This window comes from Actinomadura kijaniata NBRC 14229, assembly GCF_001552175.1.
In the GTDB taxonomy this organism is placed as follows: domain Bacteria; phylum Actinomycetota; class Actinomycetes; order Streptosporangiales; family Streptosporangiaceae; genus Spirillospora; species Spirillospora kijaniata.
This window is the reverse complement of the sequence record NZ_BCQR01000020.1, coordinates 15,711-39,859: the sequence shown is the minus strand read 5'-3', so window position 1 is coordinate 39,859 and position 24,149 is coordinate 15,711. Positions and strand designations below refer to the sequence as shown.

At 73.7% G+C, this 24,149-nt stretch carries 25 protein-coding genes; 21 read left to right on the top strand and 4 right to left on the bottom strand.

Features of this window, described 5'->3' with window-relative positions; genetic code table 11:
• Positions 1–28 precede the first annotated feature (28 nt).
• Positions 29–1,126 (bottom strand): FAD-dependent oxidoreductase, encoded by a 1,098-nt coding sequence (locus AKI01S_RS07715; RefSeq protein ID WP_067813341.1) that lies wholly within the window; start codon positions 1,124–1,126, stop codon positions 29–31.
• Between the two features lie 50 nt (positions 1,127–1,176).
• Between AKI01S_RS07715 and AKI01S_RS07710 the strand changes: the two genes are divergently transcribed.
• The 15 genes from AKI01S_RS07710 (at position 1,177) to AKI01S_RS07640 (ending at position 15,896) form a co-directional block, all read left to right on the top strand.
• A complete protein-coding gene (locus AKI01S_RS07710) occupies positions 1,177–1,740 on the top strand; it encodes a TetR-like C-terminal domain-containing protein (RefSeq protein ID WP_067813339.1) in 564 nt (187 codons plus the stop codon).
• 715 nt (positions 1,741–2,455) lie between these two features.
• A complete protein-coding gene (locus AKI01S_RS07705; protein ID WP_067813337.1) occupies positions 2,456–4,375 on the top strand; it encodes a coiled-coil domain-containing protein in 1,920 nt (639 codons plus the stop codon).
• 192 nt (positions 4,376–4,567) lie between these two features.
• Positions 4,568–6,253, top strand: coding sequence for a CTP synthase (pyrG, locus tag AKI01S_RS07700; RefSeq protein WP_067813335.1), 1,686 nt, complete (start codon positions 4,568–4,570; stop codon positions 6,251–6,253).
• Positions 6,250–6,897: an NUDIX domain-containing protein gene (locus AKI01S_RS07695; protein WP_245681517.1), complete on the top strand. Its 648-nt coding sequence runs from the start codon at positions 6,250–6,252 to the stop codon at positions 6,895–6,897. The genes pyrG and AKI01S_RS07695 overlap by 4 nt, the downstream gene beginning before the upstream one ends.
• Before the next feature lie 227 nt (positions 6,898–7,124).
• Positions 7,125–8,132 (top strand): site-specific tyrosine recombinase XerD, encoded by a 1,008-nt coding sequence (gene xerD / locus AKI01S_RS07690; protein ID WP_083999111.1) that lies wholly within the window; start codon positions 7,125–7,127, stop codon positions 8,130–8,132.
• A gap of 142 nt (positions 8,133–8,274) precedes the next feature.
• A complete protein-coding gene (locus AKI01S_RS07685) occupies positions 8,275–9,156 on the top strand; it encodes a ParA family protein (RefSeq protein WP_439951661.1) in 882 nt (293 codons plus the stop codon).
• Entirely contained in the window at positions 9,153–9,473 is a 321-nt protein-coding gene (locus AKI01S_RS07680; protein WP_067813328.1) for a hypothetical protein, read from the top strand. Before AKI01S_RS07685 ends, AKI01S_RS07680 begins: the two co-directional genes overlap by 4 nt.
• A 22-nt stretch (positions 9,474–9,495) precedes the next feature.
• Complete coding sequence (locus tag AKI01S_RS07675; RefSeq protein ID WP_083999105.1) at positions 9,496–10,404, top strand: segregation and condensation protein A; 909 nt, start codon at positions 9,496–9,498, stop codon at positions 10,402–10,404.
• A complete protein-coding gene (scpB, locus tag AKI01S_RS07670) occupies positions 10,401–10,994 on the top strand; it encodes an SMC-Scp complex subunit ScpB (RefSeq protein ID WP_067813324.1) in 594 nt (197 codons plus the stop codon). Before AKI01S_RS07675 ends, scpB begins: the two co-directional genes overlap by 4 nt.
• A complete protein-coding gene (locus AKI01S_RS07665; protein WP_281185968.1) occupies positions 10,991–11,731 on the top strand; it encodes a pseudouridine synthase in 741 nt (246 codons plus the stop codon). The genes scpB and AKI01S_RS07665 overlap by 4 nt, the downstream gene beginning before the upstream one ends.
• 28 nt (positions 11,732–11,759) lie before the next feature.
• Positions 11,760–12,122: a chorismate mutase gene (gene aroH / locus AKI01S_RS07660; RefSeq protein WP_067813320.1), complete on the top strand. Its 363-nt coding sequence runs from the start codon at positions 11,760–11,762 to the stop codon at positions 12,120–12,122.
• Between the two features lie 108 nt (positions 12,123–12,230).
• Positions 12,231–13,337 (top strand): prephenate dehydrogenase, encoded by a 1,107-nt coding sequence (locus tag AKI01S_RS07655; RefSeq protein ID WP_245681516.1) that lies wholly within the window; start codon positions 12,231–12,233, stop codon positions 13,335–13,337.
• Positions 13,338–13,475: 138 nt separating this feature from the next.
• Positions 13,476–14,138: a (d)CMP kinase gene (cmk, locus tag AKI01S_RS07650; RefSeq protein ID WP_218009593.1), complete on the top strand. Its 663-nt coding sequence runs from the start codon at positions 13,476–13,478 to the stop codon at positions 14,136–14,138.
• Between the two features lie 13 nt (positions 14,139–14,151).
• Positions 14,152–15,558, top strand: a complete 1,407-nt coding sequence (gene der / locus AKI01S_RS07645) for a ribosome biogenesis GTPase Der (protein WP_067813318.1) — start codon at positions 14,152–14,154, stop codon at positions 15,556–15,558.
• A 137-nt stretch (positions 15,559–15,695) separates the two neighbouring features.
• Positions 15,696–15,896, top strand: a complete 201-nt coding sequence (locus AKI01S_RS07640; RefSeq protein ID WP_067813316.1) for a hypothetical protein — start codon at positions 15,696–15,698, stop codon at positions 15,894–15,896.
• Positions 15,897–15,908: 12 nt separating this feature from the next.
• Here the strand turns inward: AKI01S_RS07640 and AKI01S_RS07635 are convergent, their stop codons facing one another.
• The gene (locus AKI01S_RS07635) at positions 15,909–16,559 is read right to left on the bottom strand and encodes a hypothetical protein (protein ID WP_067813314.1); all 651 of its coding nucleotides are present in this window, start codon (positions 16,557–16,559) and stop codon (positions 15,909–15,911) included.
• Between the two features lie 104 nt (positions 16,560–16,663).
• Between AKI01S_RS07635 and AKI01S_RS50300 the strand changes: the two genes are divergently transcribed.
• Together AKI01S_RS50300 and AKI01S_RS07625 are read left to right on the top strand one after the other, a co-directional pair.
• Positions 16,664–17,800 carry a nucleoside 2-deoxyribosyltransferase domain-containing protein gene (locus AKI01S_RS50300; RefSeq protein ID WP_067813312.1) on the top strand — a complete coding sequence of 379 codons (1,137 nt, stop codon included), beginning with the start codon at positions 16,664–16,666 and terminating at the stop codon, positions 17,798–17,800.
• Between the two features lie 112 nt (positions 17,801–17,912).
• Positions 17,913–19,202 carry a nitric oxide synthase oxygenase gene (locus AKI01S_RS07625; protein WP_083999101.1) on the top strand — a complete coding sequence of 430 codons (1,290 nt, stop codon included), beginning with the start codon at positions 17,913–17,915 and terminating at the stop codon, positions 19,200–19,202.
• On the opposite strand, the gene AKI01S_RS07620 is transcribed toward AKI01S_RS07625, so the two are convergent.
• Together AKI01S_RS07620 and AKI01S_RS07615 are read right to left on the bottom strand one after the other, a co-directional pair.
• Entirely contained in the window at positions 19,174–19,629 is a 456-nt protein-coding gene (locus AKI01S_RS07620) for a PPOX class F420-dependent oxidoreductase (RefSeq protein ID WP_067813310.1), read from the bottom strand. The two genes, AKI01S_RS07625 and AKI01S_RS07620, sit on opposite strands and share 29 nt — an antisense overlap.
• Before the next feature lie 34 nt (positions 19,630–19,663).
• Positions 19,664–20,716, bottom strand: a complete 1,053-nt coding sequence (locus AKI01S_RS07615) for an alpha/beta hydrolase (protein ID WP_083999100.1) — start codon at positions 20,714–20,716, stop codon at positions 19,664–19,666.
• A gap of 204 nt (positions 20,717–20,920) precedes the next feature.
• Here AKI01S_RS07615 and AKI01S_RS07610 point away from each other — a divergent pair, with 204 nt between their 5' ends.
• From AKI01S_RS07610 to AKI01S_RS07595, 4 genes are read left to right on the top strand one after another with little or no spacing between them, the layout of a single operon-like run.
• Positions 20,921–21,316, top strand: a complete 396-nt coding sequence (locus AKI01S_RS07610) for a TOBE domain-containing protein (protein WP_067813308.1) — start codon at positions 20,921–20,923, stop codon at positions 21,314–21,316.
• A 27-nt stretch (positions 21,317–21,343) separates the two neighbouring features.
• Positions 21,344–22,102 carry a molybdate ABC transporter substrate-binding protein gene (gene modA / locus AKI01S_RS07605; protein ID WP_067813306.1) on the top strand — a complete coding sequence of 253 codons (759 nt, stop codon included), beginning with the start codon at positions 21,344–21,346 and terminating at the stop codon, positions 22,100–22,102.
• Positions 22,099–22,941: an ABC transporter permease gene (locus AKI01S_RS07600; protein ID WP_067813305.1), complete on the top strand. Its 843-nt coding sequence runs from the start codon at positions 22,099–22,101 to the stop codon at positions 22,939–22,941. Before modA ends, AKI01S_RS07600 begins: the two co-directional genes overlap by 4 nt.
• Complete coding sequence (locus AKI01S_RS07595; protein ID WP_067813413.1) at positions 22,938–24,044, top strand: ABC transporter ATP-binding protein; 1,107 nt, start codon at positions 22,938–22,940, stop codon at positions 24,042–24,044. The genes AKI01S_RS07600 and AKI01S_RS07595 overlap by 4 nt, the downstream gene beginning before the upstream one ends.
• Positions 24,045–24,149: the final 105 nt, after the last annotated feature.

Here is a 24,149-nt window from a genome sequence, read left to right as displayed (position 1 = left end):
GGTAGTGGCCGCCGCCCGCCGTTCCCGGCTACCCGCGTCCCTCCTGGAAGTAGTCGCTGGCCGAGCGGAGCCACTTGATGTAGGACCGGGTCGAGCGCGCGTCGGGGACGAGGGCGGTCAGCGGCCCCTGCCTGCTGGGCATCTCGGTGCCGACCATCCGCGCGACCTTGCGCACCGTCCTGGCGCGGGCGCGTTCGTAGCCGCGCAGGTCGTCGAGCGAGCGGGTCAGCGCCCAGGCGTCCTCCAGCGCCTGGCCGGAGCCCATGGCCATCGCCGGGGGCATCGTGTGGGCCGCGTCGCCCAGCAGCGTGGTCGGGCCCCGGCCCCAGACCGAGGGCACGCGGTGGATGTGGTGCGGGTAGAACTGGGCGGTCTCGGCGCGTTCGAGCACCGTCCGGAACGGCTCGGGCCAGTGCCCGAACCGCTCGCGGAGCCGCTCCATGATGTCGGGGGCGTCGCCCCAGAACCGGCCGCCCGGCTTGGCGCGCAGGTCGAACCACCACAGCGCCCTGCCGTGCCCGGCCGGGACGATGCTGCCGAGCGACCGGCCGTTGGAGACCATCAGGGACCGGTCCGCGTCGATGACGTCGGCGGGCACCGTGGTGAACGCCTGCCAGGTGACCCAGCCGTTGAGCCTGCTCGGGTTGCCGCCCGACAGCGCCCGCTGGACGACCGACATGCGGCCGTCGGCGCCGACGAGCAGGTCGCCGCGGGCGGTGCTGCCGTCGGCGAAGGTGAGCTCCGCGCGGTCGGGGTCGGCCTTGGTGATCGTCCGGCCGTACTGGACGGGCACGCCCTCGGCGAGGCGTTCGACGAGTTCGCGCCGGGCGATGTGCAGGGAGGGCAGGCCGTCGAAGTGGCGTTCGACCTCGGTCAGGTCGATCGTGCCGAGCGTGCGGCCGCGCACCGACAGGTTCGTCAGCGCCTCCAGGCGGCGGCCCGCTCCGTCGAGGTCGACCTTGAACTCGCGCAGGATCCCGACGCCGGCCGGCCAGAGCGAGATCGATCCGCCCTCGGTGCGCAGTTCCGGCGACGCCTCGTACACCTCGACGTCGTGTCCCGCCGCGGTCAGTCCGCGCGCCGCGGCAAGCCCCGCGACACCGCCACCGACGATGAGTACTCTCATGACCGTAACCTCTTCTGAGACTTAGAGTATCTGATATCTGGAGTATCTCAATGAGTGGCCGTGGGCGCAAGCCCGATCCCGAGGTCGACGCGCGCATCCGGCAGGCGGCGGTGTCGTTGCTGTTCAGCAAGGGGCCGTCGTTCACCATGGACGAGGTGGCGGCGGCCGCCGGCGTGGGCCGGGCGAGCGTCTTCCGCCGCTACGCCACCAAGCGCGACATCCTGCTGGACGCGCTCGGCATCGCCATGGACGCGCAGGTGACGGCGGTCCCCGACACCGGGTCGCTGGCCGGCGACCTGGTCGTGATCGCCACCGAGACGCTCGCCGCCTGGGACTCTCCCGAGATCGCGGAACGGACCCGGGAGATCTTCGGCGAGGCCGGCCGGGACCCCGCGATCGCCGAGATCATCCGCACCGCCATGCGCTCCCGGATGGAACGCAGCTGGGAGATCTACGACCGCGCGATCGCCCGGGGGGAGCTGTCCGCCGACGCGGACCTGTGGATGCTGTCGGACATGCTCGTCGGCCTGGCCGTCTACCGCGGCCTCATCGGCGTCCCGCAGCCGGAGGCCGAGGCGGTGGTCAACGCGCTCCTGTGCGGCTTCGCGCGTTAGGTCGTGTTCCGAGGTCCCGGCCCACGGCGCGCGCCCGGGGGCTCGCGCCTCACCGGGACTCGGCGGGCGCGACATCGCTTCGCGATCTGACCCGCGCGGGTGGCCGAGGCCCGTTCGGAAACAGGCCCTGGCCGCACTGATCGCGAACGTTGTCGACACCGTTGGGCCTCTGATGAGCGAGGGAGACCTCCGATGTGGTGAAGGTGTCGAATCCACGCCACACCGGAAGTCTCCATGGCCCACCGCAGGCGCCCGGCGCCGACCGCCGCGGGCGCGCCGCGGTGATCAACGAGATGTCCTTTTTCATCGGCCGGGCGAAGGAGGAGTGTCGGACCACCTCGCCGGTTGACCGAAGATCCTCGCCGCGCGTCGCCGCCCGGCGGAACGCCGGTTTGCCGAGATGCTGTCGGGAACACTGTGCGTCGTCGCCGCGGCCGAATGCCCAGGGAAGCGCGCGTTGCGGGAGGAAGGGGAGGACCGAGATTCTGGTCACGGCGTGGGGGTGAGGCGTGGCGGAAGCGCCGGATGGGCGAATCCGAGGTCCAACCCCCATGGCCTGTGATTTTTCACCCCGTTCGGGGGTGTCTCCCGGGGGAGGATCAAGAAACTAAACCCCAAACTGGGCAAACGCTCCGCTGGTCGGCACTAGAGTGCCTTTGGTGAGCCATGCGACGAGCCGCCAGGCGAGGAGTGCAGCGAGCAGGCGAGGAGAACAGTGAGCGAGCTGAACGGATCGGGTGGTTCGCGGAGCGTGCGGGACGCCGGTTCGCCCTGGCCCACCCCGGTCGGACGTGACACGGGCCCCCAGCCCGAGGTGGTCCAGGCGGCCCAGCAACCGATCAAGGCCGCGAACCCCGCCGGGGAGCCCGACGCCCCCGAGGCACAGCCGTGGGACATCGTCGAGCGGCTGCGGCAGATGGCCGACCTGATCGGCGACGCACTGGCGGCGGGCGAGCGCAAGGTCTCCGAGGCGCAGAACGACGCCGCCTCGCAGATCTCGCAGATCACCGCCGACAAGGAGGCCGCCCAGCGCGACGCCGCCGCCGCGTGGGGCGAGGTGCAGCGCGCCCGGGGCCAGGCCGAGCAGGCCGACCGCCGCGCCGTGGACCTGGAGCGGCGGCTGACCGAGGCGCAGAACGAGTCCGCCGCCAAGATCTCCGCCCTCACCGCCGAGAAGGAGGCAGCCCAGCGCGACGCGGCGGCCGCCTGGGGCGAGGTGCAGCGGGCGCGCGGCCAGGCCGAGCAGGCCGAGCGCCGCGCCGTGGACCTGGAGCGCCAGCTCGCCGAGGCCGAGAAGCGCACCAAGGACGTCCAGGCCGAGGCGGTCCAGCAGATCGCCTCCCTCCAGGACGAGAAGGAGGAGGCCCAGCGCGACGCCGCCGCCGCCTGGAACCAGGCCCAGCAGGGCCGCGCCCAGGCCGACCAGGCCCGCGGCCAGGCCGAGCAGGCCCGGGTGCAGGCCGAGCAGGCGCGCGCGCAGGCCGAGCAGGCCCGTTCCCAGATGGAGCAGGCCCAGGCCCAGGCCGAGCAGTCCCGCGTCCGCATGGAGCAGGCCCAGGCGCAGGCCGAGCAGGCGCGCGCCCAGGTCGAGCAGGCCGAACGGCGCGTCGCCGAGGCCGAGGCCACAGTCCGCCAGGCCATCACCCAGCGGGACGCGATGAGCGAGGCCCGAGACGACGCCCTGCGCGCCGTCGAGGACGCCGTCGGGGCCCGCCGCGCCGTCGAGGCCGAACGCGACCGCGTCACCGAGCAGGCCACCGAGCTGTCGCGCGCCCTGGAGAACGCCCACGCCGAGCTCGCCGGGCTGCGCGCCAAGCTCACCGACGCCGAGACCAGCGTGCAGAACCTCCAGCACGCCGTCGCGGGCGCCACCAAGGAGGCCGACGACAACCGGCTGCGCGCCCAGACCGCCGAGGGCCGCGCCGCCGAGGCCGAGCGCCGCGTCCAGGAGGCCGAACGGCGCGTCGCCGAGGCCGAGCGCCGGGCGACCGAGTCCGAGCACCTGGCCAAGGGCGCCGACGTGCGGGCCGCCGAGTCCGAGCGCCGCGCCAAGAGCGCCGAGGCGCGGGCCCAGGAGGCCGAGCGCCGGATGACCGAGTCCGAGCACCTGGCCAAGGGCGCCGACGTGCGCGCCAAGTCCGCCGAGAGCCGCGCCGTCGACGCCGAGCGCCGCGCCTCCGAGGCCGAGTCCGAGCGCCAGCAGGCCCTCGACATGGCCGCGCAGTCCCTGGAGGCCGCCAAGAAGAACGAGCGCGCCCTGGAGACCGCCCAGCAGACGCTGGCCGCCGCCGAACGCGCCCGCGAGTCCGCCGAGCAGGCGCAGGCCCGCGCCGAGTCGGAGCTGACCATCGCCCGCGGCCGTGCCGACCAGGCCTCCCGGGAACGCGACCAGGCCGTGGCCGGGATGCGCCAGATGGCCACCGAACGCGACGCGATCGCCGAGAAGCTCGCCGAACGCGACCAGTGGGTCGACCAGCTCGCCCAGGCCGTCACCGAGCAGCGCGCGGCCATCGCCGAGCTGTCGCAGGAGCGCGACGCCGCCAAGCAGGCCGCCGACCAGGCCCGCTCGCTGATCGACGAACTCACCCGCCAGCTGCGCACCATCATGCCGACGGCGGCCACGCCGCGCCTGTAGCCGCGGCCCCCACCCCCGGCGGCCCACCGGCCGCCGGGGCGGCGAAGCCTCCCCGAACGACCCCTGACCTGGGGGTCCGATCGGGACCCGGCCGGGCGGGTCCCGGACGGGACACGTCGTGCCGCCTGTTATCCTGGTGGCCCGTGGACAGTGCGGTACCGTCCGCCTCGCAACGACCACGGGAGTGTCTTCTTGCCTTCGGCAGCCACTGGTAGAACGCGTCCTACCAAGCATCTCTTCGTCACCGGCGGTGTCGCCTCTAGCCTCGGCAAGGGACTGACCGCTTCCAGCCTGGGCCGGCTGCTCGCCCTGCGCGGCCTGCGGGTCACCATGCAGAAGCTGGACCCGTACCTCAACGTCGACCCCGGCACGATGAACCCGTTCCAGCACGGCGAGGTCTTCGTCACCGACGACGGCGCCGAGACCGACCTGGACGTCGGCCACTACGAGCGGTTCCTGGACGTCGAGCTGCACGGCTCGGCCAACGTCACCACCGGCCAGGTCTACTCCAACGTGATCGCCAAGGAGCGGCGCGGCGAGTACCTCGGCGACACCGTCCAGGTCATCCCGCACATCACCAACGAGATCAAGGACCGCATCCGCGGCATGGCCGCCGACGACGTGGACCTGGTCATCACCGAGGTCGGCGGGACCGTCGGCGACATCGAGTCGCTGCCGTTCCTGGAGGCCGTCCGCCAGATCCGGCACGAGATCGGCCGCGACAACTGCTTCTTCCTGCACGTGTCGCTGCTGCCCTACATCGGCCCGTCCGGCGAGTTGAAGACCAAGCCCACCCAGCACTCGGTGGCCGCGCTGCGCTCCATCGGCATCCAGCCCGACGCGATCGTGTGCCGCTCCGACCGGCCGATCACCGACGGGCTCAAGGCCAAGATCAGCCTGATGTGCGACGTGGACCGCGAGGCCGTGGTCTCCGCCGTCGACGCCGCCAGCATCTACGACATCCCCAAGGTGCTGCACTCCGAGGGCCTGGACGCCTACGTGGTGCGCCGCCTCGGCCTGCCGTTCCGCGACGTGGACTGGGGCGCCTGGGACGAGCTGCTGCGCCACGTGCACCAGCCCTCCCGCGAGGTCACCATCGCGCTGGTCGGCAAGTACATCGACCTGCCCGACGCCTACCTGTCGGTCACCGAGGCGCTGCGCCACGGCGGCTTCGGCAACGACGCCAAGGTCCACATCCGCTGGGTCAAGTCCGACGACTGCGAGACCCCCGAGGGCGCCAAGCGTGAACTCGACGGCGTGGACGGCGTGCTGATCCCCGGCGGGTTCGGCGTGCGCGGCATCGAGGGCAAGGTCGGCGCGATCCGGTACGCCCGCGAGAACCGCCTGCCGCTGCTGGGCATCTGCCTGGGCCTGCAGTGCATGGTCATCGAGGGCGCCCGCCACCTGGCCGGGATCGCCGACGCCGGCAGCACCGAGTTCGACCCGGCCACCGCCCACCCGGTCATCGCCACCATGGCCGACCAGGTCGACGTGGTCTCCGGCGAGCGCGACATGGGCGGCACCATGCGGCTGGGCCTGTACCCGGCCGACCTGGCCGAGGGCTCCATCGTCCGCGAGCTGTACGGCGAGGCCAAGGCGTCCGAGCGGCACCGCCACCGCTTCGAGGTGAACAACACCTACCGGGAGCGGCTGGAGCAGGCGGGTCTGGTCTTCTCCGGCCTGTCGCCGGACGGCCGCCTGGTCGAGTACGTCGAGCTGCCGCGCGAGGCGCACCCGTTCTTCGTCGGCACCCAGGCGCACCCGGAGTTCCGCTCCCGCCCGACCCGCCCGCACCCGCTGTTCAGGGGCCTGGTCTCCGCGGCGATCGACTACGCCGACGCGCGCGGCGGGACGGCCGCCGGGGCGGACCAGGAGTGAGCGACCCCCGCGACCTGGGCCCCGACGACGTCCGCGACCGTCCCGAACGCTGGGAGGTCACCGGCAGCGAGCGCCCGTTCGAGGGCCACGTGTTCAACGTGCGCCGCGACCGGGTCCGCATGCCGAACGGCGCGGACACCGAGATCGTCGGCCGTGACGTCATCGAGCACCTGGGCTCGGTCGGCGTCCTCGCCCTGGACGACCGCGACCGGGTGCTGCTGATCCGCCAGTACCGCCACCCCGTCGGGCACCTGCTGTGGGAGGTGCCCGCCGGGCTGCGCGACAAGGACGGCGAGCCGCTGCACGAGCTGGCCGCCCGCGAGCTGCTGGAGGAGTCGGGGTACCGCGCCGGCCGCTGGGACACCCTCGTCGACGTGTACCCGTCCTCGGGCATGTCCGACGAGCGCTCCCGGATCTTCCTGGCCCGCGACCTCACCCTGGTCCCCGCCGAGGAGATCGACTTCCAGCGGGTCCACGAGGAGGCCGACATGCCGGTCGTCTGGGTGCCGCTGGAGGAGGCCGTCGCCAAGGTCCTGGCCGGTCACGTCCACAACACGCTGGCGTGCCTGGGCATCCTGGCGGCCCACGCCGCCCGCGCCGACGGCTACCGCGCCCTGCGCCCCGCGGACGCCCCGGAGGAGTAAAAAGCTAGAAAGCCGTGGAGCCCCCCGCAAAAAGCACGCGGGGGGCTCCACGGCGTATTCACCCCGAAACGCGTTGGTGGGGGAGACCCTCGCGGAGGGTGTTGGTGCAGGTGCGCGTCGGTTGTGGGGGACGGGTCGGTAGAGGGCGTTCTTCGCGCGTGGGTGTCGCCGTGCTCCAGTGGTCCGGAACGGGCATGATGGGCACGTCCCACCGGCGATCCACCGGAATGAGGTGCCCACTGTCCCCGAGCGCGACGGGCTCGCACGCCGCCCCGGCCCCCGGCACCGGTCCGGCGGCCGGCACCGCGCTGGAGTCCGCCGTGCGCACCTACCTGGGACATCTGGCCGTCGAACGGGGCCTGGCCGCCAACACCCTGTCGTCCTACCGCCGCGACCTGCGCCGCTACCTGGCCACCCTGGTCGAACGCGGGCGCGCCGCCATCGGCGAGGTCACCGAGGACGACGTGCGGGCGTTCCTGGTCGCGCTGCGCGAGGGCGACGCCGACCATCCGCCGCTGGCCGCCGGGTCCGCCGCCCGCGCCGTGGTCGCCGTGCGCGGCCTGCACCGCTTCGCGCTGCGCGAGGGACTGGCCGCCGACGACCCCGCCCGCGACGTCAGGCCCCCCACGCCGCCGCGCCGCCTGCCCAAGGCGATCTCCATCGACGAGGTGGAGCGCCTGCTGTCGGCCGCCTCCACCTCGGACGAGGGCGCCGCCGGGACCGCGCGCGCCCTCCGCGACCGCGCGCTGCTGGAACTGCTGTACGGCTCCGGGGCCCGCATCTCCGAGGCGGTCGGCCTCGACATCGACGACCTCGACCTGGACGAGGGGTTCGCGCGCGTCGCGGGCAAGGGCGGCAAGGCCCGCGTCGTGCCCGTCGGCGACTACGCCCGCCGCGCCGTCGAGGCGTACCTGGTGCGCGCCCGCCCCGAGCTCAGCCGCGGCGGGCGCGGCGGGCCCGCGCTGTTCCTCAACGCCCGCGGGGGCCGCCTGTCCCGCCAGGGCGCGTGGATGGTGCTGCGCGCCGCCGCCGAACGCGCCGGGCTGAAGGAGGTGTCGCCGCACACGCTGCGCCACTCGTTCGCCACCCATCTGCTGGACGGCGGCGCGGACGTCCGGGCCGTCCAGGAATTGCTCGGACACGCCTCGGTGACCACCACCCAGGTCTACACTCTGGTCACAGTGCAACTGCTTCGCGAGGTCTACGCGACCTCCCATCCGCGTGCCCGCAGCTAGACGGGTGCGCCGACAAATCGCGACCATTGGCGCGCGTCAGCTTGAGACCCGAGGTGACAGGCCATAGAGTCCCGGTTCTGGATGGCATTCCGGCCGCCGGGGAGGGATCTGGGTGACGAGCACACACGCTGCCGAGGACGTTCTGGCGTCCGCCACCATAGAGACCGATCCGCGGGCCGCGCTGGGACCCACCATGCGGCCCGTCCCGGTCTTCCCCGATCCCGAGCCGCTGGCCGAGCACGGCCCGGCCCGGATCGTGTCGATCTGCAACCAGAAGGGCGGCGTCGGCAAGACCACCACCACCATCAACCTGGGCGCCGCGCTGGCCGAGTACGGCCGCCGGGTGCTGCTGGTGGACTTCGACCCGCAGGGCGCGCTCTCGGTCGGCCTGGGCAAGGGCGACCCCCGCCAGCTCGACATGACCATCCACAACCTGCTGCTCGAACGCGACACCGAGTGGGAGGACGTGGTCATCGAGACCGGCGTCGACGGGATGGACCTGCTTCCGTCCAACATCGACCTGTCCGGCGCCGAGGTGCAGCTCGTCCACGAGGTCGGCCGCGAGTACATCCTGGCCGGGGCCCTGAAGTCGGCCGTCCCGCACTACGACTACATCCTCATCGACTGCCAGCCGTCGCTGGGCCTGCTGACGGTCAACGCGCTGGCCGCCAGCCACGGCGTGCTCATCCCGCTGGAGTGCGAGTACTTCGCCATGCGCGGCGTCGCCCTGCTGATGGAGACCATCGACAAGGTCCAGGGCCGCATCAACCCCGACCTGGTGATCGACGGGGTGCTGGGCACCATGTACGACTCGCGGACCCTGCACACCCGCGAGGTGCTGGGACGCATCGTCGAGGCGTTCGGCGAGAAGGTCTTCCACACCGTCATCAACCGCACGGTACGCTTCCCGGACGCCACCGTCGCCGGGGAGCCGATCACCTACTTCGACCCCAACTCGATGGGGGCGAACGCGTATCGGGGTCTGGCACGGGAGGTGCTCGAAAGGTGGCGGCTCGTAGGGTGAGTCTTCCCGGGGCGGACGAGATCTTCCGTCCCACCCTCCCCGCCCGCCCCGCGCCCGAGCCCGAGCCGGCCCCCGAGCCCGCCGCGGCCCCGCGCCACCGCCCCTCCGGCCGGCAGCGCCACGACACCAAGATCACGGTGTACCTGTCCCGCGCCGAGCTGCTGGAGCTGGAACGGCTCCGGCTGATCCTGCGCGCCGACCACGGCCTGGCCGTGGACCGGGGGCGGCTGGTCCGGGAGGCCGTCGCCGCGATGCTGGCCGACTACGAGGCGCGCGGCGCGTCCAGCACCCTGGTGCGCCGCCTCGAAGAGGCCTGACGGTCGACTACGGTTGGTATCCGTGACGCAACCCGCCGCCCCGGACGCCCCAGGCGAGGGCTCCGCGGCCCCACCCGACTCCCCGCCGGACGCCGCGGGCGAGCACCAGGGCTTCCAGGTCCACCTCGACAACTTCGAGGGCCCGTTCGACCTGCTGCTCCAGCTGATCTCCAAGCACAAGCTCGACATCACCGAGGTGTCGCTGCACAAGGTCACCGACGACTTCATCGCCCACATCCGCTCGCACGGCCGGGACTGGGACCTGGACCAGGCCAGCCACTTCCTGCTGGTCGCCGCGACGCTGCTGGACCTGAAGGCGGCGCGGCTGCTGCCCTCGGGCGAGGTGGACGACGAGGAGGACCTGGCGCTGCTGGAGGCCCGCGACCTGCTGTTCGCGCGGCTGCTGCAGTACCGGGCCTACAAGGAGGTCGCCAAGGACGTGGCGCGGCGGATGGCCGAGGCGAACCGCCGATATCCGCGCCTGGTGCCGATGGAGCCCCGCTTCGCCAACCTGCTGCCCGAGGTGCTGCTCGGCCTCGGCCCCGAGGAGTTCGCCCGGCTCGCCGCCCGCGCCATGGCGCCCAAGGCCCCGCCGACGGTGTCGGTGGAGCACATGTACCAGCCCCGGGCGAGCGTGAAGGAGCAGGCGGCGATCGTGGTCGCCAAGCTGCGGGAGCTGCGGCAGACCACGTTCCGGGTGCTGGTCGACGACGCCGAGGGCACGTTCGAGGTGGTGGCCCGGTTCCTGGCGCTGCTGGAGCTGTACCGGGAGCTGGCGGTCACGTTCGAGCAGGACGAGCCGCTCGGCGAGCTGCACGTCACCTGGATCGGCGCCGACCAGGGCGACGTCGAGGTTGGTGACGACTACGAGGGCTCCCGCGAGAAGCCCAAGGACGAGCAGAACGAACAGCCCGAACAGGACGCCGAATGACCGATCCGCTTCCCGACGACACTCCCGAGACCTCCGCCGCGGAGGAGGGGCCGGGCCTGTACGCCTCCATCGAGGCGATCCTGCTGGTGGTGGACGAGCCGGTGAGCGAGATCACCCTCGCCCAGCTGCTGGAGCGCCCCACCCACGAGATCTCCGCCGCCCTGCGCGCGCTGTCGTCGGAATACACTGAACAGGGCCGGGGGTTCGACCTGAGGGAGGTCGCCGGCGGCTGGCGCTTCTACACCCGGGACGTCTGCGCCCCGGTCGTGGAACGCTACGTCACCGACGGCCAGCAGGCCAGGCTGACGCAGGCCGCGCTGGAGACCCTCGCCGTGGTGGCCTACCGCCAGCCGGTGAGCCGCGCGCGGGTCTCGTCGATCCGCGGCGTCAACAGCGACGGGGTGATGCGCACCCTGACGCTGCGCGGACTCATCGAGGAGGCCGGCCAGGACCCCGAGGGCCAGGCCATCCTGTACCGGACCACGAACTACTTCCTGGAGCGGCTGGGGCTGCGCAGCCTCGACGAGCTGCCGGAACTGGCCCCCTACCTGCCCGACGACCTGCCTGAAGAGATAGTTGAGGACAAGTGACCGAAAGAGCCGAAACCCAGGGTGTACGCCTGCAGAAGGTCATGGCGGACGCCGGCATCGGCAGCCGCCGCCACTGCGAGGAGCTGATCGGCGAGGGCCGGGTCACGGTCAACGGCAAGAAGGTCTTCCGCTTCGGTGAGCGCGTCGACCCGCAGCACGACGTGATCCATGTCGACGGCCGCCGCGTCGAGACCCGCGCCGAGACGCGCTACTACATGATCAACAAGCCGCGTGGCGTGGTGTCCACCATGGCCGACGAGCGAGGCCGCAAGTCCCTGGCCGACTACGTCGAGGTGCCCGAACGGCTGTTCCACGTCGGCCGCCTGGACACCGACACCGAGGGCCTGATCCTGCTCACCAACGACGGCGAGCTCGCGCACCGCCTGATGCACCCCAGCTACGGCGTCGCCAAGACCTATCTGGCCGAGATCCACGGCCCGATCCCGCGCGACCTCGGCCGGACCCTGAAGAGGGGCGTGGAGCTGGAGGACGGGATGGCCAAGGCCGACCGGTTCCGGATCTTCGACCAGGTGGGCCGGCGGGTGCTGGTGGAGATCACCCTGCACGAGGGCCGCAAGCACATCGTGCGCCGCCTGCTGAAGGAGGTCGGCTTCCCCGTGCAGCAGCTGGCCCGCGTAGAGTTCGGGCCGATCAAGCTCGGCCTGCTGCGGCCCGGCAACATGCGGGCGCTGACGGTGAAAGAGATCGGCGAGCTGTACAAGGCCGTGGGCCTGTAGGTCCGGCCGTTCGAGGAGGGGGACGACTGTGGCGGTACGCGCGCTGCGCGGGGCGACCCAGGTGGACGCCGACGACCGGGAGCTGATCCTGGAGGCGACCACCGAGCTGGTCGCCGAGGTGATGACCCGCAACGGCCTGACCACCGACGACGTGATCAGCGTGGTGTTCACGGCGACGCCGGACCTGACCGCCGAGTTCCCGGCGCTGGCGGCGCGCAAGCTCGGCTTCCACGAGGTGCCGCTGCTGTGCGCCGCGGAGATCGACGTCCCGCACGCCCTGCCCCGGGTGATCCGGCTGATGGCGCACATCGAGACCGACCGGCCCCGGTCGGAGATGCAGCACGTCTACCTGCGCGGCGCGCAGGCGCTGCGGCTGGACATCGCCCAGTAGCCGCCCAGGAGCCGCCCGGTGGCCGCCGGGCGGCCAGGTCCCGTGCCGCCCCGCGGCGCGGGCCCGGCGGCGTCCTGGAGGGGTGCCACCGGCCGCTACCCTTGACGGGTGGCTGAAGGTCGGGTGGAAGAAGAGAGCGTCCCCGCGCGCATCGTGGTGATCGGGACCGGGCTGATCGGGACCTCGATCGCCCTGGCCATGCGCGAGCGGGGCAGCGAGGTGCTGCTCGCCGACCGGGACGAGACCGCGCTGGCGATGGCGGTCGAGCTCGGCGCGGGCGACGCCCTGCCGGCCGACGGCCCCGGCGAGCCCGCCGACCTGGCGGTGCTGTGCGTGCCGCCCGCCGCCGTCGCCGTCACCCTGCTGGACGCCCAGAAGCGCCGGCTGGCCGCCGTCTACACCGACGTCGCCAGCGTCAAGGCGCTGCCGTTGCGGCAGGCCGCCGACCTGGGCTGCGACCTGACCTCGTTCGTCGCGGGCCACCCGCTGGCCGGACGCGAGCGCTCCGGCCCGGCCGCCGCCCGCCCCGACCTGTTCCTGGGCCGCCCCTGGGCGCTGTGCCCGACCGCCGAGACCCGGCCCGGGGCCGTCGCGACCGTCACCGCCCTGGTCCAGGCCTGCGGCGCGCAGGCCGTCACCGTGGACGCCGGTCACCACGACCGGTCGGTGGCGCTGGTCTCGCACGCCCCGCACGTGGTGTCGGCCGCCGTCGCCGCCCGGCTCACCGGCGCCGACGACACCGCCCTCGGCCTGGCCGGGCAGGGCGTGCGGGACGTGACCCGCATCGCCGCCAGCGACCCCAAGCTGTGGATCGGCATCCTGAGCGCCAACGCCGACCCGGTCGCCGACGTGCTGGAGGCCGTCGCCACCGACCTGGCCGTGGCCGCCTCGCTGCTGCGCGACGGCAGCGAGGGCGCCGCCGCGCACGTCGCGGACCTGCTGCTGCGCGGCAACGCGGGCCGCTCCCGCATCCCCGGCAAGCACGGCTCGCAGGACAAGACCTACGCCACGGTCCCGGTGGTCATCCCCGACCGCCCCGGCGAACTCGCGATGATCTTCCAGGCGGCCGGGATCGCCGGGGTCAACATCGAGGACGTCACCATCGAGCACTCCCCGGGCCGCCCGCTGGGCGTCCTGGAGATCGTCGTCAAGCCCGAGGCGGCCGAGAAGCTGGCCGCCGAGCTGCGTTCGCGCGGCTGGTCGGTCCCCGGCTGAGCCGCGCGGGAAGAACCCGAGGCCCCCGACGCGTTCTGTGAGCGGGGGTCGAGGGGACCGGTAACCTGGGGCGCCGCCCCGCCATCCCCGCCCGCCGCGCGTCCGCGGGCACGCAGGACCGCTAGAAAGGGAGCGATCGTGCCGCTCGTCATCGCCATGGACGGCCCCTCCGGGACGGGCAAGTCCAGCGCCTCCAAGGGCGTCGCCCGCGCGCTGGGCCTGCGCTACCTCGACACCGGAGCCATGTACCGCGCCATGACGTGGTGGATGCTCCGCAACGGCGTCCCGGTGGAGGACGCCGCGGCCGTCGCGGCCCGGGTGGGCGATCCGGTCATCGAGTCGGGCACCGACCCGGTCACCCCGACCATCACGGTGGACGGGGAGGACGTGTCGGGGCCGATCCGCTCCCGCGAGGTCACCAACGCCGTCAGCGCCGTCTCCGCCGTTCCCGAGGTCCGGGCACGCCTGGTGGCGTTGCAGCGTGAGATCATCGGGGGTGGGGGGATCGTGGCCGAGGGTCGCGACATCGGCACCGTCGTGGTTCCGGACGCCCGGCTGAAGGTCTACCTGACCGCCAGCGAGGAGGTCCGTGCCGCGCGCCGGGCCCGGGACCTGGCCGCCGACCCGGGCGCGTCGGTGGCGGTCGTGCGGTCCGAGCAGGCCCGCCGGGACCGGCTCGACTCCACCCGTAAGGCGTCCCCGCTGACCAGGGCGGACGACGCACACGAGATCGACTCGACCGAGCTGACGCTCGACGAGGTCATCGAGGCGATCGTCCGCCTCGCCAAAGAACTTCAATGAGCAGGCCGAGCGAATGCCTGCGGAGAACACAGTGAGCGAAAGCGAATACGACATCGAAGTGGCCGAGTTCGGCGACGAGGCGGAGCGCGAGCTGCCGCCCGCGCCGGTCGTGGCCGTGGTGGGGCGGCCGAACGTCGGCAAGTCCACGCTGGTCAACCGGATCATCGGACGCCGTGAGGCGGTCGTGGAGGACGTACCGGGGGTGACCCGGGACCGGGTCGCCTACGACGCGACCTGGAACGGCCGCCGGTTCACGGTCGTGGACACCGGCGGCTGGCTGCCCGACGCGCAGGGGCTGGCCGCCGCCATCGCCGAGCAGGCCCGTCTGGCCGTCGACCTGGCCGACGTGGTGATGTTCGTGGTGGACGCCACCGTGGGCGCCACCGACGTGGACGAGGCCGTGGTGGAGATCCTGCGCCGCTCCGGCAAGCCGGTGGTGCTGGTCGCCAACAAGGTCGACGACGTGGGCGCCGAGTCCGACGCGGCCCTGCTGTGGTCGCTGGGCATCGGCGAGCCGCACCCGGTCAGCGCCGTGCACGGCCGCGGCTCGGGCGACCTGCTGGACGCGGTGCTGGAGGCGCTGCCCGCCGAGGCCCCGCCGGAGACGTTCACCGACCTCGGCGGGCCGCGCCGGGTGGCGCTGCTGGGCCGTCCCAACGTCGGCAAGTCCAGCCTGCTGAACAAGCTGGCGGGCGAGACCCGCGCCGTCGTCGACGCGGTGGCGGGCACGACCCGCGACCCGATCGACGAGGAGATCCAGCTCGGCGGCAAGACCTGGCGGTTCATCGACACCGCCGGGATCCGGCGGCGGCACCGGGAGAACCAGGGCGCCGACTTCTACGCGATCCTGCGCACCCAGTCGGCGCTGGAGCGCGCCGAGGTCGCCGTCGTGCTGGTCGACGCCGAGGAGCCGCTGGCCGAGCAGGACCTGCGGATCATCTCCATGGTGGTCGACGCGGGCCGCGCGCTGGTGATCGCCTACAACAAGTGGGACCTGCTGGACGAGGAGCGCCGCCACTACCTGGAGCGCGAGATCGACCGGCAGCTGCACAACGCCCGCTGGGCCCCGCGCGTGAACGTCTCGGCCAAGACCGGCCGCCACATGGAGAAGCTGGTCCCGGCGATCGAGACGGCGCTGGAGGGCTGGAACACCCGCGTGCCGACCGCCAAGCTGAACCAGTTCTTCGCCGACCTGGTCAACGCGCACCCGCACCCGATCCGCGGCGGCAAGCAGCCCAAGATCCTGTTCGCGACGCAGGCGGGCGTGCGCCCGCCCCGGTTCGTGCTGTTCACCTCCGGGTTCCTGGAGGAGGGCTACCGGCGCTTCATCGAGCGGCGGCTGCGCGAGGAGTTCGGCTTCGAGGGCACCCCGATCGACATCACGATGAAGATCCGCGAGAAGCGCGGCCGCCGCAAGTAGCGGCCGGTGACGTGGCAGGGCCCGTCCGGGGGTTCCCCGGACGGGCCTTCGCGTGTCAGGATGCCGGGACCGGGAGGAAGTAAGCCTTCCATTACTCGTTGACCGGGCAACGGGAACGCGTTCTGAGGGGTGCGTACGTGAAGCTCTTGCTGTTGATCTCCATCGCGATCGGATGCGTGGCGCTCAGCTTCGCGTGGCGGGAGCCGTGGATCGGCGGGGTCGGGCTGCTGGTGGCGTTCATCGCGATGTTCACCGACCGGGACGACATCGAGGTCGAGGACAAGCGGAGCTACGAGACCACCAAGTCCGTGCGCAACATGCGCAGCCGCAACCGCTGACCGGCGCCCCGGTCAGCGGGGACGCTCCTCCCGCTCCCCGGCGACCCGCCGGTCGTCGGGCACCGGGCCCCACGGCGACGGCGGCGCGTCGCGCCCGTACCGTCCGGCGGCGGGTGCGATCGGCTGGGTGGTGCCCGCGTCGGGGTCGGCCTCCCGGCCGCGGTCGGCGGGATCGGCGGGGTCGTCGTGGACCTCGGCGGCCCGCGCCTCCTTGACGCCCACCACCGCGAACCGGCCCAGCGCCAGGGCGGCGAGGAAGACGACCACCACGCCGAGCGCGGAGAACGCCGCCAGCTGCTCGCCCAGCACCCGGCCCTCCTCGGTGCCCAGCGGCCTGCCGACGCCGTCGACGTCCCACAGCCGGGCGACCTGCGTGCCCACCGCGAACCACGCGCCGCCGAGCGCGGCGAGCCAGGCCCCGGCCATCGCGAGCACCCGGTTGGCGCTCACCAGCACGACCAGCCCGCCGAGCGCCGTGGCGGCGCCCGGCGCGACGCTCAGTTGCAGCCGTTCGACGCTGTACACCCAGGGCCGGTCCGGCTCGAATCCGAAGTCCAGGTAGGGCCCGACGAACGGGAGCAGCCCGCCCCACAGCCCCAGCAGCACCAGGAGCGTTCCGCAGAACGCGCCCCGGCTGCGCGGTACCCGCATGGTGCCCGCCATGATCGATCCTCCAGATCGGGCATTCGTTGTTCTGTTTTGGTTTTTGGGGCGGCTTGTACCCCGTTGGGCGGGTGCCAAGCGCGACGGCGCGGAAGGAGCGGAACATGGGAGAGACGGTCGTGGTCCACGCGAGAGAGGAGCCGCCGCCGTCCTGGGACGCGGCGGTCTTCCTGGCCGGGCCCACGCCCCGCTCGCCGGAGGTGGCGTCCTGGCGGCCCGCCGCCGTCGCGGAGCTGACCGCGCGCTGGAGGGGCGGCGGGCGCCTGGTGGTGTTCGTCCCCGAGCACCGGCACGATCGCTACGACGACTACACCGGCCAGGTCGACTGGGAGGAACGCTGCCTCCACCTGGCCGACGAGGTGCTGTTCTACGTGCCGCGCGACCTGGCGACGATGCCCGCGTTCACCACCAACGTGGAGTGGGGCATGTGGCACGACAGCGGCCGCGCCGTGTTCGGCGCGCCGCCCGGGGCGCCGAGGAACGCCTACCTGCTGCACTACGCCCGCAAGGGCGGCGTGCCGACCGCGACCGACGTGCCCGGCGTCGTGGCCGCCGCGCTGGGGCGGATCGGGGAGGGCGCGACCCGCGTGGAGGGCGAACGCGAGGTGCCGCTGCTGGTCTGGCGGACCGCGGAGTTCCAGGGCTGGTACGCCGCCCGGCGCGCGGCGGGTGACACGCTGCTGGCCGCGCGGGTGCTGTGGCGGGAGAACGTGCACACCGGGCTGCGCGTCACCCTGCGCGTGGCCGCCGAGGACCGCGTCAAGCGCGACGAGCTGGTGGTGCTGCGCCCCGACGTCGCCGCGGTCGTGCTGTACCGGCCGGGACCGACCCTCGACGAGACCGCCGTCGTGCTGGTGGGGGAGGCGCGCGGTCCCGCCACCACCCCCGACGGCCGCGTCCACGGGCCGCCGGGCGGATCGGGCGCGGGCGGACCCCTGGCCGACGCGCTGGCCGAGCTCGCCGAGGAGACCGGCCTGACCCTCGCCCCCGAACGGCTGCGGCCCGTCGGCGACCGGCAGGTCGACGCGGGGCTGACGGCGCACCGCGCGCACGTGTTCGCCGCCGAGGTCACCGAGGACGAGCTGGCCCTGCTGCGCGCGGCCGGGCCGCGCGGCGTCGCCGCCGACGGCGAGGTGACGCGCGCGGAGGTCACCACCTTCGGCGAACTGTGCCGCGGCCGGACCGTGGACTGGGCCGCGCTGGGCATGGTCGCGCGGGCGCTGGGGGCGGCGGGGGACTGACGGAAGGCGTCCACTTCCTGCGAATAGTGAGGAATCCCTGACGCGCCGCAACCTTCATGGCATCCTGTGACGTCGAGTGATCAAGTGCTTTCATTCGGTCACAGGGGGGTTCATGTCGCTTTTCGGGCGCAAGACGAGGGCGCGGACGGTCCGGCCGGTCCCGGCGGACGGGATCCCGGCCGGGACCTCCGCCGACGTCCCGGCCGAGCGGGCCGTGTGGCGGGCCGCCGAGGAGTTCCTGCGGATGTTCCACGCCGAGGACCGGCGGGCGGGGGACCTGGAGGACCGGCTGCGGCGGGTCCGGGCGGAGATCACGGAGACCGGGACCTACCGGCACACCGAGGCCGAGCTGACGTTCGGCGCGCGGGTCGCCTGGCGCAACAGCGACCGGTGCATCGGACGGCTGTACTGGCGCAGCCTGCGGGTGCGGGACCTGCGGCACGCCCGTGCCCCCGAGCAGGTCGCCGCCGGATGCGTGGAGCACCTGGCGGCGGCCACCGGCGGCGGGCGGATCCGGCCGATCATCACGGTGTTCGCGCCGGACGAGCCGGGACGGCCCGGCCCCCGGCTGTGGAACTCCCAGCTCATCCGGTACGCCGGCCACCGGCGGCCGGACGGGGTGGTCGGCGACCCCGCCAACGTCGCGCTCACCGCCGCCGCGCTCGCGCTGGGCTGGGCCGGGGGCGCCGGCACCCGCTTCGACGTGCTGCCGCTGGTCGTGGAGGCGCCCGGCGAACCGGTCCGCGTCTTCGACCTGCCGCCGGAGGTGGTGCTGGAGGTGCCGCTCGCCCACCCCGACTTCCCGTGGTTCGAACGCCTCGGGCTGCGCTGGCACGCCGTCCCGGCGGTGTCGGACATGACCCTGGAGATCGGCGGGGTCACCTATCCGGCCGCGCCGTTCAACGGCTGGTACATGGGCACCGAGATCGGCGCGCGCAACCTCGCCGACGCCGACCGCTACGACCTGCTGCCCGAGATCGCCGACCTGCTCGGCCTCGACCGCTCCGAGGAGGCGACGCTGTGGCGCGACCGGGCGCTGGTGGAGCTGAACGTGGCGGTGCTGCACTCGTTCCGCGCCGCGGCCGTCACCGTCACCGACCACCACACCGAGGCGCGCCGCTTCCTGATCCACCTGGCGCGGGAGGAGGCGGCGGGACGGGTGTGCCCCGCCGACTGGTCGTGGATCGTTCCGCCGATCTCCGGGGCGGCGACCCCGGTGTTCCACCGCTACTACGACGAGGCCGACCTGCGCCCGGCGTACGTGCGGCGGCCCGAGCCCGAGGCGCTGCGGCGGGCGGTGTCCGGCCCCGGCGGGGCCCACGGGGCCGTGCCGGTCCCGCCGTCCCCGGCGGTGGGCGGCGGGCGGTGCCCCGTCACCGCCGCGCGGCGTCGCGCGGGCTGACCGACCGGCGTTCCCCCTCGGGGCGTTCGGGGTCGAGGTGCCAGCTGATGACCCGTTCGGGGTGGACGCGGATCAGGTCGTCGCTGAAGAAGCCCTTGCCGATGTGCATCTCGCCCTTGACGAGCTCGACGGTGCCGCGGATCTCCACGCCGCGCCCCCAGCCGGGCCGCACCGCGTCCGGGTCGTCCGGCGGCGTCATGTCGTCCACCAGGAACGACACGCGCGGGTCGGCCTGGACGTTGCGGTACTTGCGGCTGTTGGCGTTGTCCGGGCCGCCGATGTCGATGGTGCCGTCGTCGTTGAGCCGGAACCCGACGGGCCGCACCTGCGGCCCGCCGGGGCCCATCGTCGCCAGCCGGCCGATGCCCTGCTTCTCCAGGTAGGCGCGCTCGGCGGGGGTGAAGACGTCGTTCGTCGTCGTGTCCATGCCCGGGACGTTAGGACCTCAAGCAGGGTTGAGGTCAACCCGCCTCCCGATCCGCCTCCGGGCCCGCCCCTGCGGCGGCGTCGGCCACGTCGAGGGCGTCGGCGTCGCGCAGCTCCCCGGCGAACGCCCGCCGCGCGAACGCGCCCAGCTCGGCGATCGCGGCCCGCGACTCGGGCAGGAACGAGCCGAACATCTGGAACACGTGGAGCTGCCGGTCCCACACCTGGAGCGTCACCGGCACGCCCGCCTCCGCCAGGCGCCGAGCCATCACCTCCGAGTCGCAGTACAGCAGTTCGGTCGAGCCCGCCGTCAGCAGCGTCGGCGGCAGCCCCGCCAGGTCGGCGCGGACGGGGGAGACCTTCGGGTCGGCCGGGTCCAGCTGCCCGAGGATGCCCTCGACCAGGCGTTCCAGCAGCGGTCCGGGCGCCGACGGGTCCAGGTCCACGTTGGCGTGCGCGAGCTTGGCGGTGAGGTCCATGTCGAGCATGGGGGACAGGGCCGCCAGGGCGGCGGGCTGCGGCAGGCCCTCGTCGCGGGCGCGCAGGGCGGTGGCGAACGTCAGGTAGCCGCCCGCCGAGTCCCCCATGATCACGATGTTCCCCGGCGGGATCCCCCGGTCCTCCAGCAGCCACCGGTAGGCGGTGACGCAGTCGTCGACCTCCTGCTCGAAGCGGACCTTCGGCACCATCCGGTAGTCCACCGACAGCGCCGGGACCCCGGCCGCCGCGCTGAAGTGCGCGACCATCCGGCGGTGCGTGTTGAGGCCGCAGCAGATCCAGCCGCCGCCGTGCAGGTACAGGATCGCCCGGCTCCGGTCGCGGCCGACGCCCGGCCCGTGCACCCACTCGGCCTCGAAGCCGTCGAAGCGGATCCGCCGGCAGTGCGTGCCGCGCGGCGGGCGGCCGCGCGCGGCCATCCGGTCGATGGCGGCGGCCCGGCGCAGCGCCGTCTCGTCGAGGGGCGCCGAGGCGTACCGGGCCAGGCGCGGTTGCAGGATGCGGCGCACCCCCGCGGAGACGGCCCGCGACCGCAGGCTCGCCGTCCCCCTCCGGTCGATCACCAGGGTCGTCGGCTGTGCACGGGTCAACGTTCCTCCTCTGACCGGTCGGGATTCCTCCCCGATGGTGGCATCCGGGGCGGATGCCGGAAACCCCGAACCGAAGCGGATTCGGTCACGCTCCGGCGATCGCGTGGTTGGAGCATCTGCCAGGGAGATCATCGACTTCCACTCGCAACTCCTGGGGCTATCTCCAGATGTGCCACGCATCTGCGAGGGTCTACGCTTTGCGGTGTGACCACGTTCCGCATCAGCGAGGCCGCGGCCCTGCTCGGGGTCAGCGCCGACACCGTGCGCCGCTGGGTGGACGGCGGGAGACTGCCCGCCACCCGCGACGAGCACGGGCACCGCATCATCCCCGGCGCCGAACTGGCCGCGTTCGTGCGCGCCCAGTCCCGCCAGGACGGCGAGCCCGGCTTCTCCTCGGCGCGCAACCGGATGCGCGGCATCGTCACCGACATCGTGCGCGACCGCGTGATGGCCAAGGTCGACATCCAGGCCGGGCCGTTCCGGATCGTGTCGCTGATGAGCCGCGAGGCGGCCGACGAACTCGGCCTGGAGGTCGGCGTGGTCGCCGAGGCCGTCGTGAAGTCCACCACCGTGGTCGTGGAACGCCCCGGCCCCGCCTGACGTCCCCAAGTCCAGGAGTGCACACAGATGAAGCGCGCCAGCATCGCCACGGCCGCCCTCGCCCTGCTCGCCGCGGCGGCGGGGTGCGGAGAGGCCGAGGGCGGGGGCGGCGACCGGACGCTGACGGTGTTCGCCGCCGCGTCGCTCACCGAGACGTTCACCGCCCTCGGGAAGGCGTTCGAGGGGACGCGTCCGGGCGTGCGGGTGCGGTTCAACTTCGGCGGCAGCCCCACCCTGGCGCAGCAGATCACCCAGGGGGCCCCGGCCGACGTGTTCGCCGCCGCCAGTCCCGCCGCCATGAAGCCGGTCGCCGACGGGGGCGCGACCGCCGGGCAGCCCCGCGTGTTCGCCAGGAACCGCCTGGTCATCGCGGTCCCCGCGAAGGAGGGCGGCAAGGTCGCCGCGCTCGCCGACCTGGCGCGGCCCGGCCTGAAGGTCGTGCTGTGCGCCGAGCAGGCCCCGTGCGGAGCGGCGGCCGGGAAGGCGCTGTCGGCCGCCGGGGTCACCGTCCGGCCGGTCTCGCGGGAGCAGGACGTCAAGGCCGTGCTCACCAAGGTCCGCATGGGCGAGGCCGACGCCGGGCTCGTCTACCGCACCGACGTCAGGGCCGCGACCGCCCAGGTGCGCGGCGTGGAGTTCCCCGAGTCCGCCAAGGCCGTCAACGACTACCCGATCGCGCCCCTGGCCAGGGCTCCGCAGTCGGCGCTGGCCAGGGAGTTCGTCGACCTGGTGCTGTCGCGGCAGGGCCGCGCCGCGCTCACCGGGGCCGGGTTCGAGGCGCCGTGACCGCCGCCCCGCCCGCCGCCCCGTCCGCCGAACGCGCCGCCCGCGCCCGGCGCGCGCCCAGCGGGCGGGTACCGCTGGTCCTGCTGCTGCCCGCCCTGCTGGGCCTGGCGTTCCTGGTCCTGCCGCTGGCCGGGCTGCTGTGGCGCGCCCCCTGGTCCACCCTCGGCACCCGCCTCGCCCAGCCGCACGTCCTGGAGGCGCTGCGGCTGTCGCTGGTGACCGCCACCCTCGCCACCGCGCTGTGCCTGCTGCTGGGGGTGCCGCTGGCGTGGATGCTGGCGCGGGTGCCGTTCCGGGGCGTGCGGCTGGTCCGGGCGCTGGTCACCGTCCCGCTGGTGCTGCCCCCGGTGGTCGGCGGCGTCGCGCTGCTGCTGGTGCTGGGCCGCCGGGGCGTGGTGGGGCAGTGGCTGGACGCCTGGTTCGGGATCACGCTGCCGTTCAGCACCGCCGGGGTGGTGCTGGCCGAGACGTTCGTGGCGATGCCGTTCCTGGTGATCAGCGTGGAGGGCGCGATCCGCGCCGCCGACCTGCGCTACGAGGAGGCCGCCGCCACCCTCGGCGCGGGCCGCTGGACGGTGTTCCGGCGCGTCACGCTGCCGCTGGTCGCGCCCGGCGTCGCGGCGGGCGCGGTGCTGTGCTGGGCGCGGGCGCTGGGCGAGTTCGGCGCGACGATCACGTTCGCGGGCAACTTCCCCGGCCGCACCCAGACCATGCCGCTGGCGGTCTACCTGGCGCTGGAGACCGACCCGCAGGCCGCGATCGTGCTGAGCCTGGTGCTGCTGGCGGTGTCGGTGCTGGTGCTGGCCGCGCTCCGGGACCGGTGGACGGGGGCCGCATGACCGACGCGACCGACGCGACCGGCACGACGGCCGGGACACGTGCCGGGGCCGCCGGACTGGACGCCCGGCTGGTGGTGCGGCGCGCCGCGTTCGACCTGGACCTGGCGCTCGCCGCCGCGCCCGGCGAGGTCGTCGCGCTGCTCGGCCCCAACGGCGCGGGCAAGAGCACCGCCCTGCGCGCCCTGGCCGGGCTCGTCCCGACCGCCGGCGGGCACGTCCGCGTGGACGGGACCGACCTGCGGCACCTGCCGCCCGACCGGCGCGGCATCGGCATGGTGTTCCAGGACTACCTGCTGTTCCCGCACCTCAGCGCGCTGGACAACGTCGCGTTCGGGCTCCGCTGCCAGGGGCTGGGCAGGAAGGCCGCCCGCGCCCGCGCCGCCGCGTGGCTGGACCGGGTCGGGCTCGCCGAGCACGCCGCCGCCCGGCCGCGCGCCCTGTCCGGCGGGCAGGCCCAGCGCGTCGCCCTCGCCCGCGCGCTGGCCGTCGAGCCCCGCCTGCTGCTGCTGGACGAGCCGCTGTCGGCCCTGGACGCCCACACCCGGCTGGAGATCCGCGCCGCCCTGCGCCGCCACCTGGCGGGCTTCGCCGGCGCGGCGGTCCTGGTCACCCACGACCCCTTGGACGCCATGGTCCTCGCCGACCGCCTGGTCGTCGTGGAGGACGGCCGCCTGGTCCAGCGGGGCTCGCCCGCCGAGATCGCCCGGCGGCCCCGCACCGACTACGTGGCGCGCCTGGTCGGCCTCAACCTCTACCGAGGCCACGCCCGGGGGACGGTCGTGACGGTCCGCGACGAACAGGACGGGGACATGATCGACCTGAACGTGGTCGACTATCTCGAAGGTGATGTTTTTCTATCCTTCGCGCCAGCATCGGTTGCCCTGTACCGCACCCGCCCCGACGGCAGCCCCCGCAACCTGTGGCAGGCGCGCGTGGGGGGCGTGGAACGCCAGGGGGACCGCGTGCGCGTGCAGTTGGAGGGTCCGCCGCTGTCCGCCGCCGCCGACGTGACCCCGGCGGCCGTCGCGGAACTGGAATTGATCGAGGGCAGCACGATATGGGCCGCGGTCAAGGCGGCCGAAACGCACGTATACCCAGCCTGACCGTCTTCATGCGGACGGTGGAAACCCGCCCGTAACGGGGTCATCCGAGGTGAGATCAATCACAAACGGGTACCAAGACCCCTCAAATGGGGGACCGAGTGGTCC

Bases quoted from the DNA above. Each gene is read 5' to 3' on its own strand.
- AKI01S_RS07715 (WP_067813341.1), bottom strand. From the start codon at position 1,126: ATGAGAGTACTCATCGTCGGTGGCGGTGTCGCGGGGCTTGCCGCGGCG.
- AKI01S_RS07710 (WP_067813339.1), top strand. From the start codon at position 1,177: ATGAGTGGCCGTGGGCGCAAGCCCGATCCCGAGGTCGACGCGCGCATC.
- xerD (WP_083999111.1), top strand. From the start codon at position 7,125: ATGAGGTGCCCACTGTCCCCGAGCGCGACGGGCTCGCACGCCGCCCCG.
- scpB (WP_067813324.1), top strand. From the start codon at position 10,401: ATGACCGATCCGCTTCCCGACGACACTCCCGAGACCTCCGCCGCGGAG.
- der (WP_067813318.1), top strand. From the start codon at position 14,152: ATGCCTGCGGAGAACACAGTGAGCGAAAGCGAATACGACATCGAAGTG.
- AKI01S_RS07635 (WP_067813314.1), bottom strand. From the start codon at position 16,559: ATGGCGGGCACCATGCGGGTACCGCGCAGCCGGGGCGCGTTCTGCGGA.
- AKI01S_RS50300 (WP_067813312.1), top strand. From the start codon at position 16,664: ATGGGAGAGACGGTCGTGGTCCACGCGAGAGAGGAGCCGCCGCCGTCC.
- AKI01S_RS07625 (WP_083999101.1), top strand. From the start codon at position 17,913: ATGTCGCTTTTCGGGCGCAAGACGAGGGCGCGGACGGTCCGGCCGGTC.
- AKI01S_RS07620 (WP_067813310.1), bottom strand. From the start codon at position 19,629: ATGGACACGACGACGAACGACGTCTTCACCCCCGCCGAGCGCGCCTAC.
- modA (WP_067813306.1), top strand. From the start codon at position 21,344: ATGAAGCGCGCCAGCATCGCCACGGCCGCCCTCGCCCTGCTCGCCGCG.
- AKI01S_RS07595 (WP_067813413.1), top strand. From the start codon at position 22,938: ATGACCGACGCGACCGACGCGACCGGCACGACGGCCGGGACACGTGCC.